The sequence below is a fragment of the Providencia sp. UF-183 genome, assembly GCF_058246155.1.
On sequence record NZ_JBSICD010000021.1, the window covers coordinates 44,276 to 62,127 of the forward strand.

16 protein-coding genes are annotated in these 17,852 nt (G+C 42.7%); 6 read left to right on the forward strand and 10 right to left on the reverse strand.

Features of this window, described 5'->3' with window-relative positions; genetic code table 11:
• Positions 1-12 precede the first annotated feature (12 nt).
• Genes modD through AC4IFT_RS17605 form a run of 5 tightly spaced genes read right to left on the reverse strand, consistent with a single transcriptional unit; the run spans position 13 to position 4,499 of the window.
• Positions 13-858, reverse strand: a complete 846-nt coding sequence (gene modD, locus AC4IFT_RS17585; protein WP_490735969.1) for a ModD protein — start codon at positions 856-858, stop codon at positions 13-15.
• Entirely contained in the window at positions 855-1,673 is an 819-nt protein-coding gene (locus tag AC4IFT_RS17590) for a class I SAM-dependent methyltransferase (RefSeq protein ID WP_490752100.1), read from the reverse strand. The genes modD and AC4IFT_RS17590 overlap by 4 nt, the downstream gene beginning before the upstream one ends.
• A gap of 11 nt (positions 1,674-1,684) precedes the next feature.
• Positions 1,685-2,452: an ABC transporter ATP-binding protein gene (locus AC4IFT_RS17595; RefSeq protein WP_490735973.1), complete on the reverse strand. Its 768-nt coding sequence runs from the start codon at positions 2,450-2,452 to the stop codon at positions 1,685-1,687.
• Positions 2,449-3,453, reverse strand: coding sequence for a FecCD family ABC transporter permease (locus AC4IFT_RS17600; protein WP_490736034.1), 1,005 nt, complete (start codon positions 3,451-3,453; stop codon positions 2,449-2,451). Before AC4IFT_RS17600 ends, AC4IFT_RS17595 begins: the two co-directional genes overlap by 4 nt.
• Positions 3,454-3,461: 8 nt before the next feature.
• Entirely contained in the window at positions 3,462-4,499 is a 1,038-nt protein-coding gene (locus AC4IFT_RS17605; protein ID WP_490735975.1) for an ABC transporter substrate-binding protein, read from the reverse strand.
• Positions 4,500-4,699: 200 nt separating this feature from the next.
• On the opposite strand from AC4IFT_RS17605, the gene gntR reads away from it, so the two are divergent.
• From gntR to gntU, 3 genes are all read left to right on the forward strand, one after another.
• A complete protein-coding gene (gene gntR, locus AC4IFT_RS17610) occupies positions 4,700-5,695 on the forward strand; it encodes a gluconate operon transcriptional repressor GntR (protein WP_490752102.1) in 996 nt (331 codons plus the stop codon).
• Between the two features lie 469 nt (positions 5,696-6,164).
• On the forward strand, positions 6,165-6,707 hold the full coding sequence (gene gntK / locus AC4IFT_RS17615) for a gluconokinase (RefSeq protein ID WP_490735979.1): 543 nt from the start codon (positions 6,165-6,167) through the stop codon (positions 6,705-6,707).
• Complete coding sequence (gene gntU, locus AC4IFT_RS17620) at positions 6,704-8,059, forward strand: gluconate transporter (RefSeq protein WP_490735981.1); 1,356 nt, start codon at positions 6,704-6,706, stop codon at positions 8,057-8,059. The genes gntK and gntU overlap by 4 nt, the downstream gene beginning before the upstream one ends.
• A gap of 238 nt (positions 8,060-8,297) precedes the next feature.
• On the opposite strand, the gene AC4IFT_RS17625 is transcribed toward gntU, so the two are convergent.
• The 5 genes from AC4IFT_RS17625 to AC4IFT_RS17645 all read right to left on the reverse strand — a co-directional run bounded on the left by AC4IFT_RS17625 (position 8,298) and on the right by AC4IFT_RS17645 (position 13,927).
• On the reverse strand, positions 8,298-9,524 hold the full coding sequence (locus AC4IFT_RS17625; protein ID WP_490735982.1) for an SGNH/GDSL hydrolase family protein: 1,227 nt from the start codon (positions 9,522-9,524) through the stop codon (positions 8,298-8,300).
• Positions 9,496-10,662, reverse strand: a complete 1,167-nt coding sequence (locus tag AC4IFT_RS17630; protein WP_490735984.1) for an SGNH/GDSL hydrolase family protein — start codon at positions 10,660-10,662, stop codon at positions 9,496-9,498. The genes AC4IFT_RS17625 and AC4IFT_RS17630 overlap by 29 nt, the downstream gene beginning before the upstream one ends.
• The gene (locus AC4IFT_RS17635) at positions 10,649-12,067 is read right to left on the reverse strand and encodes an MBOAT family O-acyltransferase (protein WP_490752103.1); all 1,419 of its coding nucleotides are present in this window, start codon (positions 12,065-12,067) and stop codon (positions 10,649-10,651) included. The genes AC4IFT_RS17630 and AC4IFT_RS17635 overlap by 14 nt, the downstream gene beginning before the upstream one ends.
• Positions 12,068-12,376: 309 nt before the next feature.
• Positions 12,377-13,183, reverse strand: a complete 807-nt coding sequence (locus tag AC4IFT_RS17640; protein WP_490735988.1) for a protein bax — start codon at positions 13,181-13,183, stop codon at positions 12,377-12,379.
• Positions 13,184-13,744: 561 nt separating this feature from the next.
• The gene (locus AC4IFT_RS17645) at positions 13,745-13,927 is read right to left on the reverse strand and encodes a hypothetical protein (RefSeq protein WP_353243917.1); all 183 of its coding nucleotides are present in this window, start codon (positions 13,925-13,927) and stop codon (positions 13,745-13,747) included.
• 254 nt (positions 13,928-14,181) lie between these two features.
• Between AC4IFT_RS17645 and AC4IFT_RS17650 the strand changes: the two genes are divergently transcribed.
• From AC4IFT_RS17650 to dcuC, 3 genes are all read left to right on the forward strand, one after another.
• Positions 14,182-15,639 carry a DUF4026 domain-containing protein gene (locus AC4IFT_RS17650; protein WP_490752104.1) on the forward strand — a complete coding sequence of 486 codons (1,458 nt, stop codon included), beginning with the start codon at positions 14,182-14,184 and terminating at the stop codon, positions 15,637-15,639.
• Between the two features lie 63 nt (positions 15,640-15,702).
• Positions 15,703-16,161 (forward strand): regulatory protein RecX, encoded by a 459-nt coding sequence (locus AC4IFT_RS17655; RefSeq protein WP_490735992.1) that lies wholly within the window; start codon positions 15,703-15,705, stop codon positions 16,159-16,161.
• Between the two features lie 290 nt (positions 16,162-16,451).
• Positions 16,452-17,810, forward strand: a complete 1,359-nt coding sequence (dcuC, locus tag AC4IFT_RS17660; RefSeq protein WP_490752106.1) for an anaerobic C4-dicarboxylate transporter DcuC — start codon at positions 16,452-16,454, stop codon at positions 17,808-17,810.
• Positions 17,811-17,852: the final 42 nt, after the last annotated feature.

Consider the following 17,852-nt stretch of genomic DNA (forward strand, 5'->3'; position numbering starts at 1 on the left):
AGACTTCTTAGGTTACTGCTTAAAAATCTTCACTTTTATATCTCGAGGCGCTGCATAATAAGGTGCGGATGTGACCAACAATGACACACCTGTTTTGGCGAACTCCTCAATGGTTTTCAAATTTATCCCACCTGCTAAAGATAACTGACAAGGCCGATTTTGCGCGTTAGCCAGAGTCTGTAATTGCTGAATTTGCTCTGTTGGCAATTTATCGAGCTGCACAATATCGGCTTGCGCTTTGATAGCAAGTTCAGCTTGTTGATAATCATCGGCTTCCACAATGATTAACTTTTCGGGGGCATTTTGGCGCAAAGCTTGCACATGCGCATTCCAATCATCTGGGTTTTCAAGACATTGGCGATGGTTCGTAAACAGTAGAATACTTTCCGCGCTGCCTGTTCGGTGAATAATGGCGCCCCCTGCCAAAATCGCAGTTAAGGCAAGAGGCTTAGTGTTTGGAATGGTTTTTCGTGTACAGGCAAGTTGCCCATTGGGCTGATACTGGCGCAAGATAGCGACCATTTGCTGGGTGTAATGGCTGACACCACCGCACCATTCAAGGACGTTTTGCACCGCTTTCCAGCCTTGGTGTAAAGCATCAATCGGCCCTGTCGCACGAATTAAAACACTCTGTGGTTCAACAATTTGCCCATCAAAAGAGAGACATTCACACGCGATGCCGAGTTTTTCTAACATGCGTTTTGCAATGTGAATACCACTAACGCAGCCCCCTTGCTTGGAGGCGAATGTCATCACACCAAGTTGGGAGTGCAGCCCCAAGGCGCGGGTGGTTAAATCGCCATATTGAATGTCGTCTAACAAAAGCTGGTCAATTAATGCATCAGGTAGATAAATCATAGTGTAAGTTCCGATTCATCCACGACATCCCACGAGACCATCGCCCAGTCCCTTGATGGGTAAGATATTTTCTTACCTGATGCCGTTTGAATATCGTAATAACGGCGAAGAATATCGGTTTCTTCTGGTGTGATATTTTTGAGTGACCAATTGACGCTATCCACAAAGGCTTCAAAGCTATCAAAGCCACCTTTATTTGGGCTTTTAATGAAATCGACTCGGGCATTGATGCCCATTTGGTGCAGGATATTCACCGCATAAATATAAGTTGGCAAACGAATTACTTCACGGCCAATTTCACGGATAATATGTTCATCAATAAAGGTTGGATTAATGGTATGCGTAGTGTAAACGCGCAGTTTTGTTTGGCGGTTGAGCTTAAGTAGCGCCGCTTTTAAATCATCGACTAACGTTGAGCGGGAGGCGACAGAAATATCCACTTTAGGCAGTGTATCCCAGCTATCTTCCCACGCCAGTTGTTCGAAGTGAGCATTGGTAATACCGAGCTCTTTAGCGCGAAGTCGCGCCATTTCTAACATGCCGCCACTGTAATCAATACCAATAACCTCTTTAAACTCATTAGCGAGGCACAGACTAACCGAACCGGGGCCACAACCCACATCCAACAAAGTTTGTGCGCCCGTAAAATCCATCAGTTCACGAAAGCGCAGTAAGTAGGGGTCATTAGGGTTGGCACAATTTTGCGCCATCTGCTGCGCTTTTTTATCCCAATGCTCGGGTTCCTTACGAGTTCTATGCGCTTGTTGCATATGTTCTTGGTACATTTTAGAAAAATCAATTTGGTTGATTAACATGATCCCTGACCTTAAAAAGAAAATGTTGATGGAAGCTGGAAGTGAGCTTGGATACTGCGCTCATCCACATTATAAAGTGCTGCCAAGTTAGTAAGTGTTAACATACTTTTTGATAAGCCTTGTCGTGCTTTTTGTTGTTTATCCAGCAAAATGACATTGTCGGCGATGGCGGCGGCGTGCTGTGGGTGATGGGTCGACATCAACACGGTCATGCCATGGGCTTTCAATTTCTCAATTTGCTCAAGTAGGCGAATTTGATTACCAAAATCGAGGCTAGCGGCAGGTTCATCCATAATCAGTAGTAAGGGTTTCTGAATTAATGCACGAGCGATTAAAACCAATTGTTTTTCGCCGCCACTGAGTGTGCTGTAAAGGCGAGTCGCAAGGTGAGGAATGTTCAACCGCTCGAGTTGTTGAAGTGCTTGGTTTTTTTCGGCGTCACCGGGGACAGAAAATAGGGAAATATGTGGGGTTAAGCCCATCATCACCATATCTAATACAGTAAAGGTAAAAGGCGTATCGTGAGCTTGCGGTACGTAAGCAATCACTTTCGCGATGTCCCGCTGTTTTAGCGATTTTATAGACTGATTATTGAGTAAGATATCGCCGTGGATCGCAGGTAGTAAACCTAATATCGTTCTCATTAACGTGGTTTTGCCACAACCATTCGCACCGAGCAGGCAAGTAATTTCCTTTTCAGGCAAGGAAAGATTGATGTCGTCAATGATTGCGGTGTTGTGATAGCCAATGGCAACGTTATTGAGGGTCATTATGCTCATTTGACCCGCCTTGTTTGCAATAAAATTGCTAAAAAGAACGGCGCACCCACCGCAGAGGTGAGGATCCCCAGCGGCAATTCAATCGCGGCGATAGTTCGAGCGAGGGTATCCGTTATCAATAGCATAATTGCCCCAATCGCCAGTGATGCGGGGAGCTGGTAACGAAAGTTAGCGCCCACTATCATTCGCGTAATATGGGGAACAATCAGCCCTATCCAACCAATAATACCGGCAATGGACACCGCACTTGCCGTGAGCAACGTGGCACAGACGATAAAGATAGCGCGTGTTAAACCCACATTTACCCCTAAGCTTTTGGCTTCTTCATCGGATAAGCTCAGTAAATTCATGCGCCAGCGTAATAATAGCAGCGGAATGATGCCTATTAACATTAATGGCAAGACAGACAAAAGGTCTTCCTGCGTAATGGATGACAGCCCACCGAGTAACCAAAATGTAATCGAGGGTAATTGGGTATAAGGGTCTGCCAAGATTTTCATTAATGAAATGGCGGAGCCACAAATGGCACTGATGGCAACACCCACAAGGACTAACGATAAAATGGGGTCGTGTTGGCGAGCAAGGCGCGCAATAAAGCACACAATAGCCACAGTAATTAAGCCCCCAATAAAGGCGGCTAATTGGATATAAATCAGTGATTGACCGAAGAAAATCCCGACAACGGCACCCACGCCAGCACCGGCGGATACCCCTAAAATATCGGGGGAAACCAACGGGTTGCGGAACATGCCTTGGTAAGCGGCACCCGCAATGGATAATCCACCACCAATAATAATTGCAGCTAATGTACGAGGGAAACGTATTTGCCAAAAAACGGTTTCATTACGCGGATCGCTAACATCAGCTTGAGAAGAAAATAAATTGGCAAATAGGCGGTACAGTTCATCGAGGGTAAGTGAATACTTACCACTCGTTAAAGCAATCACTAAGCTAACGAATAAAATGAGAATTAATAATAAGGGTTTAACCCCTTTGTTCATCATTCCACTCATGATTTTTCCATCAGTAAATCAACCTGCTCAACGGTTAATGGCGAATGATAGAAAAGTTCAAAGAATTCAGCGATATCTTGCTTTATCGTCGCGGCAATCCCGTCATCAAAGTGGCTTTGTAAACGGCGCATGCCAAGAAGGCGATTAACCCCAGGAGGGCCATCTAACCAGCCAAATGGCATACCCGTAAAGACAAGTAACTGTTGGTTTGCAATGGCATCTAACCCTTTCCACAGTGGGGAGGTCGTCATAAATTCAATGGCTTCATCATATTGCGTTATAATGATGTCAGGGTTCCATTGATAGAGCTGTTCCATGGAGACAGTGGTGAGCCCACGGAAATTTGGGATATCCACGACGTTACGTAAACCGAGCATTTCAATAGCCTCGGTGTGAATTGAGCCTTTGGCACCTGTTTCCAACCCTTTTGCCCCTCGAGCGAGGTAAAAACTTAACGGTTTTTGTTGCGGTTTATGAGCAAAGGCAACTGCATCATCCAAATAACGTTGGGCAAGCTGGCTGAGTTTTTGTGCTTGGAGTTCAACACCAAGCGTTTCACCAAGCTGAGTGAGTTGCTGAGGTGAGTCTTTTAACCCACCAGCAATCAATAAATAGGGAACATTGGTCTGTTTCGCCACTTTTTCCGCTTGTGAGCGATAAGTGTCATCGATATTACCTGTGTCTATAATCAAGTCAGGGTTATAAGACAAAAGTTGTTCTAACGATAGCGTGCTGCCTCGCCCCGCTAAGCGGCCGTAAACGGGTAAATCGAGCCATTGTTGTGCAAAAAGCCCAGTATGGCCTTTTTTCAATGAAATCGAGGCAAACCCCACCATTTTTTCAGGGGCTAGGGCAAACATCAGTAAATCAGAGGGTGGCCCTGAACTGATAACGCGTTGAATATGGTTTGCCGCAGGAAGCTTGCCAAAGAGGGCTTCTTCGACAAGACGCTGACCCCTAGCGAAACTTGGCAAACTGTAGAAAGCAGCAAGTAAGGCACTGGATTGAAGAAATTGTCTACGATTGATTGCCATAATAAATGTGAATACGCTCGTTATGATAATAGTTATATAGCGCGAAAATTAGCGGAGTCATACTGGAGAGTCAACCTGAAAAGTTGAGTTGTTAGAAAAACTCGACATTTGTGTGATGTAAATCAGTAACAAACATTGCTATCAATAAAAAGATAGCTGAACATAGAGAAAGTTAACTTAATAAATATCACTTTGGACTTATGAAGAAGAAAAGACCCTCGTTGCAGGATGTAGCAGACCAAGTCGGCGTCACAAAAATGACGGTGAGCCGTTTTTTACGCAACCCAGAGCAAGTTTCAGAGCCTCTGCGTGAGAAAATTGCCGAAGCGCTCGAAAGCTTGGGTTATATTCCTAATAAAGCGCCGGATATTTTGTCGAACGCAACCAGTCATGCGATAGGTGTTCTACTTCCTTCATTAACCAACCAAGTATTTGCGGAAGTGATCCGTGGTATTGAGGCCGTCACAGACCGCCATGGTTATCAAACTATGTTAGCCCACTACGGTTATTTACCTGAAAAAGAAGAAGAAAGGCTCACGTCGTTGCTATCGTATAATATCGATGGCGTTATTTTGGCAGAGCGAACGCACACTGAACGCACATTGCGGATGTTAAAAACAGCGGGTATCCCTGTTGTTGAAATCATGGACAGTGTTTCCCCTTGCTTAGATATTGCGGTGGGGATTGATAACTTTGAGGCTTCTCGCCAAATGACTCGCGCCATGATTGAGCGAGGCTGTCGCAAAGTGGTGTATATCGGGGCGAGGCATGATGAGAGAACGTTTATCCGCTTAAAAGGCTACGAACAAGCGATGCTAGATGCCAACCTCGAGCCGCGTAACGTGATGACGCAAGCTAGCTCATCTTATTCATTAGGTGCACAATTATTACACGATTGCCGCGCAAAATACCCTGATACTGATGGCTTGTTTTGTACCAACGATGACTTGGCCATTGGGGCAATATTCGAGTGCCAACGGTTGGGGATTAATATTCCGCAAGATTTAGCTATTTCAGGTTTCCACGGGCATGACGTAGGGCAAGTCATGACACCGAAGTTGGCCAGTATTCTTACCCCAAGAGACCAAATGGGACGTAAAGCGGCAGAGGTGTTGCTGGCACGAATGACGGGTAAGAAACTGACAGAGACGCATTTCGATGTGGGGTTTTCTCTACTCTCGGGGGAGAGCATCTAATTATTTCCCGTCGCTCCTCGTCATACTTCGCGCTGTCGCGTTGTTGGCTGCACTCACCAACCCTAGTCACATACTGGTGTATGCTCCTAGGGCTTGGCTCGATTGCCGCCTAGCGACACCACGAATTATTTAGAGGAATCTATCGAAGTAATATATTCAAAGAAACCCTTAGAATAATATAATTGAGAAAGTTAGTAGGGATAGGATAATTAATACATTTCATTGAAATAACTAAGGTTTTATTATTGGCTAGGATTGATTATTTTTATACCTCTTTCATTCTTCTTTTCTTCGTTCATTTTCCTTTCTCAGTCAGATTGAGATTAACATCACAGATCTGTTCTCTTATTCGCCAATTTTATTGCAATAAACCCGTACTGATAATAATGTTACCCGTAACAAAGTTACCGGTAACATTTTGCCGGATGATGAAAAGAATAGAACAACGATAAAGCCTGAGGAGTTTCCTATGAGTGATACCCAAAAACAAAACTACACATTTGTCCTAATGGGGGTATCGGGTAGCGGTAAATCAGCGGTTGCCAATGGGGTTGCACAACTATTACAAGCCGCTTTTTTGGATGGTGACTTTCTGCACCCTAAATCAAATATTTTAAAAATGGCATCGGGGCATGCCCTTAATGATGAAGACCGCCAACCTTGGCTGGTGGCACTGAACCAAGCCATTTTTGCGATGCAAAGAACCAATAATATTTCGTTAGTGGTGTGTTCAGCATTGAAGAAAAAATACCGCGACATTTTAAGAGAAGATAATAAAAACTTATTTTTTATCTACTTAAAAGGTGATGCTAACGTAATAGAAGAACGGCTTAAAGCGCGTAAAGGGCACTTTTTCAAACCTGAAATGCTCAAAACGCAATTTGCAACCTTAGAAGAACCTAACGAAGCAGAAACTGATGTGCATATTGTGGACATTCGTCAATCTCTTGAAGACGTCATCGGTAATACCTGCTCAACGATTACACAGATTGTTTCGGGAGATAAAGTATGAATACCGTTGAAACCCTTAGCACACTGACGTTAGTGCTCACTGCAGTAGGTTCTGTCGTCTTATTATTATTTTTAGTGATGTATGCGCGCTTACATGCCTTTGTGGCCTTAATGATTGTCTCCATTGGTGCGGGTCTATTTTCAGGGATGCCTGTGCAGCAAATCACGGAAACTATGCAAAAAGGGATGGCTGGGACTCTAGGCTTCTTGGCAATCGTAGTTGCACTTGGTGCCATGTTTGGCAAAATTTTGCATGAAACAGGCGCATTAGACCAAGTCGCTAATAAACTGCTTAACCTGTTTGGTGAAAAACGTGCGCACTATGCTGTGGGTGTCGCAGGACTTATCTGTGCCTTACCTCTGTTTTTTGATGTGGCAATCGTCTTATTGATTGGTGTTGTTTTTGCGGTTGCTAACCGTACTGGCCATAACGTTGTTCGCTTGGCAATCCCATTATTTGCTGGGGTCGCGGCTGCGGCAGCCTTCTTACTACCTGGGCCAACGCCAATGCTCGTTGCATCGCAAATGGGGGCGGATTATGGCTGGATGATCTTAATCGGTTTATGTGCTGCTATCCCAAGTATGATTTTAGCGGGGCCATTATTCGGTAGTTTTATCAGTAAGTTTGTTCATATTGATATCCCAGCGGATTACCAAGCGCCGAAAACAGAGCATGGCAAGATGCCAGGTTTTGGATTCAGCTTATGTTTAGTGTTATTCCCACTCGTTCTCGTCGGTTTAAAAACCATTGGAACCCATTTTGTTGAGGCGAATTCAACCGCTGAACATTGGTTAGAATTTATTGGCCACCCATTCACTGCGCTATTGTTAGCATGTTTGGTGGCAATCTATGGTTTAGGTTTCCGTTATGGCCTAAATAAAGAAAAAGTGATGGAGATCTGCTCGGCAGCGATTCAACCCGCTGGCATCATTTTGCTGGTTACCGGTGCTGGTGGAGTATTCAAACAAATTCTGGTGGATTCAGGTGTTGGTCCTGCGCTGGGTGACTCTTTGATTGGTGCGGGTTTACCGATTGCGGTGGCGTGTTTTGTATTAGCGGGCGCGGTGCGTGTGATACAAGGCTCTGCAACAGTAGCATGTCTAACAACGGTCGGTTTAGTATTACCTGTTATCAGTGAGCTTGGCTATTCTGGCGCGCAGTTAGCTGCGTTAGCGATTTGTATTTCGGGTGGCTCGCTTATTTTAAGTCATGTGAATGACTCAGGCTTCTGGTTATTCGGTAAATTTACCGGTGCAACAGAAGCACAGACCCTGAAAACGTGGACAGTAATGGAAACTATCCTCGGTACAACAGGGGCAGTGGTTGGAATGATTTTCTTCGTTTTCTTATAATTTCATTTAGATAAAAAGCAAAAGGTCAGCACATGAGGCTGACCTTTCAGACTGCAGACAAACCGATTAGGTTTGACTGCAGGTTGGATTGGTTTTGAAAATAAACAAGAAAAATCAATTCATTGATTTTTGGCTGATAACACAAAGCAGGAAAAACCACGCTTTTATCCTGCTTTGTCAACAACCTTAAAGGTCAGCACATGAGGCTGACCTTTTTTTGTTTATGCACGAAAGGCAATTACTGTAACAGCTGATTGAGCTGGCTGTATAAGCCTTGTGCGCTCTTCTTGTAGCCTTCGACAGATAAATGCACGTTATCAGGACGCGCTAAGTCTTGCGCTGCCCACGTACGAATTGAGCATGGACCGCCCATAAAGGCTTGCCAGTCCCAAAACAGCGTATTTTCTTGCGCTGCGACGGCTTTTTGAATTTGAATCACACTCATTAAATTCACGGGCATTTGAGCTTGGCAGCTGGCTGCATTGCTAAATTTCAGTGAATCATTCGGACCGACCAATAGAATCACGCTATTTGGCATTTGCTGGCGGATTAAACGAATTTTTGCCCGCAAGTTTTGCTCATAAGCGGTTAAATCTAACGTGTCGTTAAATGCTTCGTTGGTACCGTAGGCCAAAATCACCATATCTGGGGACATCTGCGCTAACGTTTCGCTCCATTGGGGCTGCCATTTATCGACCATCGTTAAGGTTGCGCCGTTAATTCCGAGTGCAGACACCATCACGCCAGGCTTTGTTGAGCGAACTAACCAACCACCAATTTTCAAGCTGTTGTCTTTGCTCACAGAAACTTGCGCAGGTAATTGGGTATTGACCGGTGTTGAGAAGCGCCACTGGTTCCCTGTTGCAGGTAATGCCACACTCGGGGAAACCGCAGGAGATACACGCATTTGTGAATCACTTGAGCCTTGATACAGCGCTTGTAGCTGATAAGCCCCTAGCGCGGGTTGTAATGGTTTCAATAACACATTGCTATTCGCGGCTTGTGGCTCTGCAATAAAGCCCCCTAGCGGGTAATCGAAGCGTTCATCTTTACGGCTTGAAGATAGCGACCACTCTTTTTTCTCGCTCATGCGGTTGATGGTCGCAGTGCGTTGACCCGGAACCGAAATTGGCGGAATAAAGCCGGGGCCTGCATCACCATAGCGCTGCTGAAATAACGTTCTCAGATTGCCACTAAAAAAATCAGCCGCTGTGTGAGAGTCACCAATTTGGACAATATGCACTTGCTGGTTGCCTTGGCGCAATTTATTGGCGAATTGACGCAGGTTTGGTTCTGCATTATTCACTAATTGCCCACGTTCAACCGCGCTCTGACCTTTTGTCGAGCTAGGTGTTCGTGCTTTGTCTGATGTGTTCTGGCAAGACAGTAAGCCCAATGACAGCAGCGCAATAACGCTGCCAGCCAAAATTTTGGACTTAGCTTGACGCAGGTTGTTCAGTTTCATGAGGTTCCTTTTCTTCCTCTGCGAAGTGGATCAGTGAGAACACTTTTTCCGCGATGATCTGTTGGCCTTTTCCGCTGAAATGAATGCCATCACCACTTCGTAATTTAATTGTGCTGCTTTCGTCGCCGATATAGTCAGAGTAGGTATCGCCTTTATATTTAAAGACATCATTGACGGAGAAGTAAATTTCACCGTTGCTCTCGACTTCAGATTGGTAGAGGCTTCGTAAGAATTTCATACCATCAGATAGCGTATTTTTACGCATATTAGGGGGGCCAACCCAAATAACATCAACATTGTGCTGGCGAGCGGTAGATATTATATCACTAATCCGTTCGCGGTAAACATTTTCCCAATCTTCACTCTTAAATTTGACGTATTTATAACCAGCTTGAGGTGGCATATCCCACGGGTCATTAGGCCCTAAAAATACGACTAATACTTTTATATTTGGATTGTCATTCAAGGCCTTAGCAATCGTTTGTGGCCAGTTGAAAAAGCGTGGATAAGCGAGGCCAGTACTTTGCTTACTTAAATTAATGCTATCGATATTATATTTTTTTAATAGCATGTTTTTTACATGAGGTGCTACCCCTTGCATCATGGAGTCACCCGCAAATAAAACCTGCTGGCCTTTTTCGATATTGGCGATGTGTTTGGCAACAATCGGCTGGTTCTTTTTAACAGTAAAGCCGCCAAAATTCACCCCTTTCGCTTTTTCTCTTGCTTGCGGGCGTTTCAGTAATTCAGGGAAAGTGACAGACAAGCTTTCCGCTGGGTAAGTGTAACCATGAAGAAAGTGCAGACCCACTTGGAAATCTGCTGGGAAGACCAATTTTTTGCCTTGGTTTTCCAGTGCGAGCTGTGCGGCTTCTTTATCTTCTTGGGCTTTTTGCCCTGAGGCATGGTAAGCAAATGTGGAGCCAGCTTCTAACGCGCCATCATGCAAATAAGCACCATAATCCCAGACAGGGTTACCTGCCATTTTCGCCCATGGCGTATCTTGGTGGTATTTTTGCTGCCAGAAACGCTCTAGAGAGCCTTGGTTGAGCCAGATTAATAGCAAGCCAGCCACTAAGACAATCAGCAGCACCTGAACCATTCTAACAAGGGTCTTTTTAAACTCAGAAGTTAGCATAAATGAACCCCGGCATTCCTGAAGGCGAAAGCATAAACATAATGGTTAAAATAATGGCAAGGGGGATAGGGTAATAATACCAAGGCACGTCTTGATAACGTTTCGCGACAGTATGGTAGCCTTGCACAAAATAAGGATAAGCAATTAATAAGACCCAGAATGCAATCAATAAACCAAGGCTGGCTTGAATAGACGCAATAAAGCCCGGTGCAATGATTTGGTTAAGCATTAATATTGCATCATCAAAGGATTGGCTACGGAAAAAGATCCACGCAAAGCAGACAAAATGGAACGTAATAATGCGTGAAACCCAAGTAGAGAGTGTTTTATTGGGGATGACGTTTGTCCAGCCCAGCTTTTCCATACACAAAGTCTTAAGGTTGAGTAACACAATCCCTAAGCCATGAATCGCACCCCATACAACGAATGTCATTGCTGCACCGTGCCAAAGCCCTGAAATCACCATCGCAAGGAAGACGTTGGTATTCATTCGGCTAAAACCTTTGCGGTTACCACCAAGGGGGATGTAAATATAATCGCGAATAAAGGTGGATAAACTGATATGCCAGCGCGCCCAAAATTCTTTTAAGTTAGCGGCTAAATACGGGGCATTAAAGTTAACGGGTACTCTGAACCCTAATAATAAGGCTATCCCAGTCACAAGGTTGGTATAACCTGAAAAGTTAAAATAGATATTCCAAGCGTAGGCGTAGGTGGCAACAAGGATCTCACCAGCGCTATAACCCACAGGAGCATCAAAAACAGGGTTCACAAAATTCTCGGATAAATAAGAACTAAATAAGAATAGTTTTACCAAGGCTAATGAAATTAAAAGGATTGCTTTGCGGCTATCGAGAATTGTGCGAGTTTCAGCTTGGATTTGTGGAAGAAAGTTTTTAGCGCGGTTAATTGGACCCGCAACAATGCTAGGAAAAAATGCAAGGTATAGTGTTACGTCAAAAAAATCTGCTTTTTGAATTTCTTTTCGGCACACAGAAACCGTATAACTAACGGAATGAAAGGCATAGAAAGACAGCCCTAGCGGCGCCAGTATTTCTAAAATAGGTAGCCCAACACTAAAACCGAATTTATCTAAGGTTTGTTGGATGCTTTCTTGAAAGAAAGAATAATATTTGAAGTAAGTAAAACACCCAATAATACCTGTGGCGAGAATGACATAAATCCAACGATTGGAAAGCCAGTTCGTTACCCAGTTAGTTAATAAATAGATAAAAAGGGTATAACCAAATAAAATATAAGCAAATTCAGGACTAAAAGAATAAACAAAAAAATAGCTAGCAGTAATTAAAAGGCCATTTTGTAGTTTTGCACTGGGTTGACAGCCCCAATAAATAAGAAAAAAAATTAAAAAAGAGCCAAGAAACTCAAACGAGAAGAAATTCATATTAGACTCAAAGATGTTAATTATTTTGGTAGAAGATAGCATATGATATTTATTATCTGGTTGTATGCAATCAGAATCTTGCTCGTCATACTTTGAGCTACAGGGGTGTTGCCTTCACAAAGCGACCCTAGTCACATACTTATGTATGCTCCTAGGGATATCTTCTCTTGCCGCCTTGCCACCACTTTAACTATTTAGAGCAACTGTTGAGATCTGAAAAAATCAAATAAATGCGGCTTAAAAAAAGAATAAAAAAAATCCACTTAGCGAAGTGGATTTTTTATGTCTTGTACCTGGTGATACAAAAATTTAGATGCGAGTGGATGCTCTTTTTTGAGCTTGTGTAATCAATTCTTCGTTACTCGCGTACATCTCTTGTAGATAACGGTTATAGGATGAACCTAACTCTGAGTACCCTTTCATATCATTAATAAGTTTAGTGGTATCTAACTCATCTTTTGATTGACGTTGCTTTGCTCGTGAACTGCGCAGAGATTCATAAGCATTGTGGGTATTCATATTCTTCATATAAGCCGTCACAGTGTCTTCTACTGAAGAGTATGTGGAATAGCCTTTCACTTTTCCTTGTTTGGTTTGACAGCCGCTACCGCAGCGCATACCAAATAAATTACCATTTTGTAGAGCCAGTTGTGATGTACCCCAACCAGACTCTGTTGCAGCTTGCGTTGCAACTAAGTGCGTCGGCATGATGTCAACACGACTAAGTAGCTTGTCCCAATTAATGCGTTTAGGGTTACTACATTTCACACCATAGCTATCACAAATTTGGCTAAGACGGCGCAATTCTTGAGCGCTCCACTTCTTGTTTGCACGAACGGATAACAACCAGTTACGTTCTTCCAAAATTTGCTTGTTCACTTTTTCAATTACAGGGACAACCGTTTTCAAAAATGCTTTCTTTCGTGGCGTACCAGAGGGATATTTTCGCAAATCAGGCAGTGAAGTTTTAGCCTGACTGACATTTTGCACAGTGCTACTTGAGTAGTCTTTACTGAGCATTTTGCTGGTACTGGTGGAGCCGATACTCAAGCTCGAAAATAACAATAAAAATAAGAAAGCGAAGACGGCTTTTGTCCTCATCGTTCGAGAGGGCATTTGCTTCTCCTAAGTTTCTCTGAACAAAATTCGAGCGAATAGTAGCAGAATAATTTTTCACGAGCTACATATATCCCGCTGACATTAGTGAAATTGCTGTATTATTTTGTTGTGTTTTTTATATTTTTGTGAATTTGATGATTTTAAATCGGTTATTAGTCATTTAGGGTATATTCACTTATGTGATGTATAAATAAATCTATAGCATTTTCACTTTTATTGTGTTCACTTAAGTTAAATTCGATTAAAAAACAAACTGTTCACATGGTTATTGTAAGGTTATTTTGCTTAATAAGTGAGCGATCGATAGCCTATTTTTTGGTCAAAATGAGAAGTTAGTCCTTTTCTTAGACGTGATGACCGAGACCTAAGTACAATAAAAATAGTGCTCGTTAACGAAAATAGAAGGGCAAAAAAAACACTTTTTTGGGTGGCATTTAATGCTTTTTATATATGAAAATTTAGTCAATATATGGCTTGTTGAAGGAATATCTAAGAGCGTTATTTGGGGATAAAAACAAGGCCGATATAGAACCATATCGGCTTGAACAAAAAATGGGTTTATGGCTTGTTTTGTTGGTGAAAACGAACACGCTCATGAAAGTATGCTTTTAGGTGATCTTCCATCTGGTGAATTTTTTGTTCTAATGCATTCACAAAGACGTCGTCATTATTCATATTGAAAACACGCTGCATTGCGAGGTCATCAACATATTCTTTTTGCGCTTGTGTTAAGTCAGCCATATTTTCATTACCTATCATTGGAATGGAGTCATTTACCCGTTATTTTAAGGTAAATAAAAGAAAGAGCACTATTGTGCCTCAGCCAATAGCGTATGAAAAGTAGAATAAATCATTGTCGAATAATGATAATTTACCTACTTAGATGAAATGTGGGGGATCAAATCACAATCTGAATTGGTTAAGAATATTCACAATATTCTTAATGAATATAAGCTGATATCCTCGCCTCAGTCACTTCTTAACAGGTCTGAATAATGAACAATAAACAATACTACCTTGATACAGCTGCGGGTGAAGGTGAAAAAGAAGCTTCCATGATGGTTGCTATTCCCGCATCTGAATTGACCTCTGCATTACTTGAGCAGCGCTTAGAAGAGCAAACCTATTTCACTGAAGGTGAAATTGATTATATTCCTGATGAAGACGGTTTCTTCTTTAGTTGTAAAAAAGGGGAAGAAGCGCTGCGTTTTTATGTGGCGTTAGTGGACAGCGACCCAGATTATGCGATTAACCCTTATTTTGCGACTGACCCAATTTCCCCTGAACTGTATGCCGAAGCCAGCGCTGCACCACAAGCGGTGATTGTTGAGTGTGTCTTCCAAGAGCAACCGTTGGTCAATTACCTACAACAATTAAAAATTATCCAAATTTTAGTGCCCGACTTATTATTAGGACTAGATATTTCAGCTGCAGGGAAAGTCTTTACCCGTGAGTGGCTAAACTTCCAATTAATTGATGACTTAATGCCAAGCATTGATTCCTTATATGTTGTTCATGCAATTTACGACCAAGATGACAATGAAGATAAGCCCGAAGATGAACGTGCACCGACCATGTATTGGTTCCACACACACGGTTTAGCTCGTTGTGGGTTGTCTGAAGCAGAAATTATCATTCCACACCCAATTTCGTCTTATTACGGTATTCCTGAGCTGTTCTGGAGTTTTGTGAATAACAGCATCACCCACGGTAAAATTGTGTTTAACGAGCCGATTTTTATTGGGCAAACACAATCAGGTTATGAATACTTGGTGGCATTACCCTTTGAAGAGGGTTTGTTACACGTAGGCAAATCAACACCAGTGGATGATTTAAAACCACTGGAGGAGATAAATTTCGAGTTTGGTGATGAAACTTCTGAGCGCTTTATGGGGGATTGGCACGATAGAGACGAATCTCACCAGCATCCATCCGCCATGTTATTTCGCGTAACGCAGGAAAACCCAACGCTGGAAAGCTTCTTTGAGGGGTTTGAAGATCAAAATGCGATGATGTTTATGCGCACCGATGAAGAAACTGCGGATATGTCACGTAAAGCGAAGCTGCGTTGGGAATATTTCACCCATATGTTGGATAACTATGGCCCGAAACCCGTAGCACAGAAAAAAGGTTTCTTTGCCAAATTCCTCGGTAAAAATGATGAAGAGCAAGAATCTGAATGGCGCTTCTTGGTGAAATGCGGTATTGGTTACCACGATGCGGAAGAGGATTTTGATGGTCACGAACACATGTGGTTCGAGCCTGTTTCATGGAATGGTGACCATTTTGAAGGGCGTTTAATTAACCATCCTTTCTATGTGCAAACGATGCAAGAAGGGGAGGTTTATCCATTAACCCGTGATGATATTACCGATTGGACAATCTATTTCCAAGACGGTAGCTACACGCCTGACACCATTTACAAATTGCTTAGTGGCGCACAAGTACATTAGTCGTGTTAGCCATGGTAGACTGGGCGCGCAATGCGCCCATTTTACTGTTAAAAGCTTAATATCATGAATGAATCTGACCTCTACCAATACGCCCTGTTTATGCTTTCACGCCGTGATTATGGAAAAGCTGAGCTATTTGCTCGGATGAAACGGCGTATGTACGAAAAAAATGACGGCATTATTGACGAAACTTTAATTGAACGGGTATTGGAAAGGCTAAATGAGCAACATTTTCTGGATGATAACCGCGTCGTTGCCTTGTTACTGCAAGGCTATATACGCAAAGGTTATGGGCCGTTACGCATCAAACAAGAAATGCGCCAAAAGGGGTTCCCACAAACACTTGTCGACCAACATTTTGCCAATATCGACGTGGATTGGTTTGAAAAAGCCGCAGAGGTGCGCAGCAAAAAGTTTGGTGATGACCTACCCGATGATTTTAAAGAGAAAAGTAAGCAAATTCGTTACCTGCAATATCGCGGCTTTTTTGGTGATATGATTTACGAACTCTTTAGTGGGTAAAATTACTTATATTTATCAATGATGATAAACTTAAATGCCGTTAAGGCAGCTTATTGTGCTAAGCATTTCCTTATGAATAAAAGCCTTATCCTCCGTTGTTCAAAGAACAATCGATAAATTCAACTACCAATGTGGTTAGTTAAAAGATTTATTATTTATTTCTCTTGTGTTTTTACACATTTCTATATTAAAAAACATCTTCTGACATGATCATTGTCAGTGAATTTTGCTTAACTATTAGGCAGAGTAATTTTTTTATAATTACAAAATAAGACAGGCAGGAGAAACAAATGATTGAGCTCTTAATCGGCGTTATTGTCGCCATTGGAGTTGGGCGTTATATCATAAAAGGGTATTCGGCAACGGGCGTGTTAATGACGGGGGGTATTTTACTGTTAATCATCAGCGTACTGATGGGAAATAGTATTCTACCCAAAAATGTTCCTTCAACGGGGTGGCGTACAACCGATATTCTGGAATATGTTAAATTCCTACTTATGAGCCGAGGTGGTGACCTTGGTATGATGATCATGGTGTTATGTGGGTTTGCTTCATATATGACTCACATTGGTGCCAACGATGTGGTGGTGAAAATTGCTTCTAAACCATTGAAAATGATCAACTCCCCTTACTTATTAATGGTAGCGGCTTATATTGTGGCCTGTTTAATGTCATTGGCCGTTTCCTCTGCGACAGGTTTGGGTGTGCTATTAATGGCAACCTTATTCCCTGTTATGGTTAACGTTGGAATTAGTCGTGGCGCTGCTGCTGCAATCTGTGCCTCTCCTGCCGCCATTATTCTTGCACCTACATCAGGTGATGTCATCTTAGCGGCACAAGCGGCTGAAATGCCGTTAGTTGATTTTGCATTCAAAACAACATTACCTATATCAATCGCCGCAATTGTGGCGATGTCGATTGCACATTTCTTCTGGCAACGTTACCTCGACAGAAAAGAGCACGTGAAAACAGAAATGTTAGATGTGAATGAAATCAAAACCCATGCACCTTCTTTTTATGCCATTTTACCCTTCACGCCAATTATTGGTGTGTTAGTGTTTGATGGCAAATGGGCACCTGAACTGCATATTGTTACGATTATTGTTGGTTGTATTATTTTAGCTGCGATTATTGAGTTTTTGCGCAGTTTCAGCGCCAAACACGTCTATGGTGGTTTAGAAGTTTGCTATAAAGGTATGGCAGAGGCTTTTGCTACCGTGGTGATGTTATTAGTGGCTGCGGGCGTATTTGCACAAGGTTTAAGCACCATCGGCTTTATTTCAGGGCTGATTAACCTTGCTCAATCCTTTGGTTCAGGTGCTATCGTGATGATGATTGCATTAGTGGTCATCACTATGTTAGCTGCGATGACAACGGGTTCAGGTAATGCACCATTCTATGCGTTTGTGGAATTGATCCCACACTTAGCAAAACAAATGGGTGTTAACCCAGCTTACTTGGTTATCCCAATGCTACAAGCGTCTAACTTGGGTCGTACGTTATCTCCAGTTTCAGGTGTTGTGGTTGCGGTTTCAGGTATGGCGAAAATTTCACCGTTTGAAGTGGTGAAAAGAACTTCTGTGCCAGTATTAGTGGGCTTGGTTGTGGTGGTTATCGCCACTGAGATTTTAGTCCCTATCTACCTGTAAATTATTAATTACTTTTATCAATGGCTGGGTTAATGACCCGGC

Bases quoted from the DNA above. Each gene is read 5' to 3' on its own strand.
- modD (WP_490735969.1), bottom strand. From the start codon at position 858: ATGATTTATCTACCTGATGCATTAATTGACCAGCTTTTGTTAGACGAC.
- AC4IFT_RS17590 (WP_490752100.1), bottom strand. From the start codon at position 1,673: ATGTTAATCAACCAAATTGATTTTTCTAAAATGTACCAAGAACATATG.
- AC4IFT_RS17595 (WP_490735973.1), bottom strand. From the start codon at position 2,452: ATGAGCATAATGACCCTCAATAACGTTGCCATTGGCTATCACAACACC.
- AC4IFT_RS17600 (WP_490736034.1), bottom strand. From the start codon at position 3,453: ATGAACAAAGGGGTTAAACCCTTATTATTAATTCTCATTTTATTCGTT.
- AC4IFT_RS17605 (WP_490735975.1), bottom strand. From the start codon at position 4,499: ATGGCAATCAATCGTAGACAATTTCTTCAATCCAGTGCCTTACTTGCT.
- gntR (WP_490752102.1), top strand. From the start codon at position 4,700: ATGAAGAAGAAAAGACCCTCGTTGCAGGATGTAGCAGACCAAGTCGGC.
- gntK (WP_490735979.1), top strand. From the start codon at position 6,165: ATGAGTGATACCCAAAAACAAAACTACACATTTGTCCTAATGGGGGTA.
- gntU (WP_490735981.1), top strand. From the start codon at position 6,704: ATGAATACCGTTGAAACCCTTAGCACACTGACGTTAGTGCTCACTGCA.
- AC4IFT_RS17625 (WP_490735982.1), bottom strand. From the start codon at position 9,524: ATGAAACTGAACAACCTGCGTCAAGCTAAGTCCAAAATTTTGGCTGGC.
- AC4IFT_RS17630 (WP_490735984.1), bottom strand. From the start codon at position 10,662: ATGCTAACTTCTGAGTTTAAAAAGACCCTTGTTAGAATGGTTCAGGTG.
- AC4IFT_RS17635 (WP_490752103.1), bottom strand. From the start codon at position 12,067: ATGAATTTCTTCTCGTTTGAGTTTCTTGGCTCTTTTTTAATTTTTTTT.
- AC4IFT_RS17640 (WP_490735988.1), bottom strand. From the start codon at position 13,183: ATGCCCTCTCGAACGATGAGGACAAAAGCCGTCTTCGCTTTCTTATTT.
- AC4IFT_RS17645 (WP_353243917.1), bottom strand. From the start codon at position 13,927: ATGGCTGACTTAACACAAGCGCAAAAAGAATATGTTGATGACCTCGCA.
- AC4IFT_RS17650 (WP_490752104.1), top strand. From the start codon at position 14,182: ATGAACAATAAACAATACTACCTTGATACAGCTGCGGGTGAAGGTGAA.
- AC4IFT_RS17655 (WP_490735992.1), top strand. From the start codon at position 15,703: ATGAATGAATCTGACCTCTACCAATACGCCCTGTTTATGCTTTCACGC.
- dcuC (WP_490752106.1), top strand. From the start codon at position 16,452: ATGATTGAGCTCTTAATCGGCGTTATTGTCGCCATTGGAGTTGGGCGT.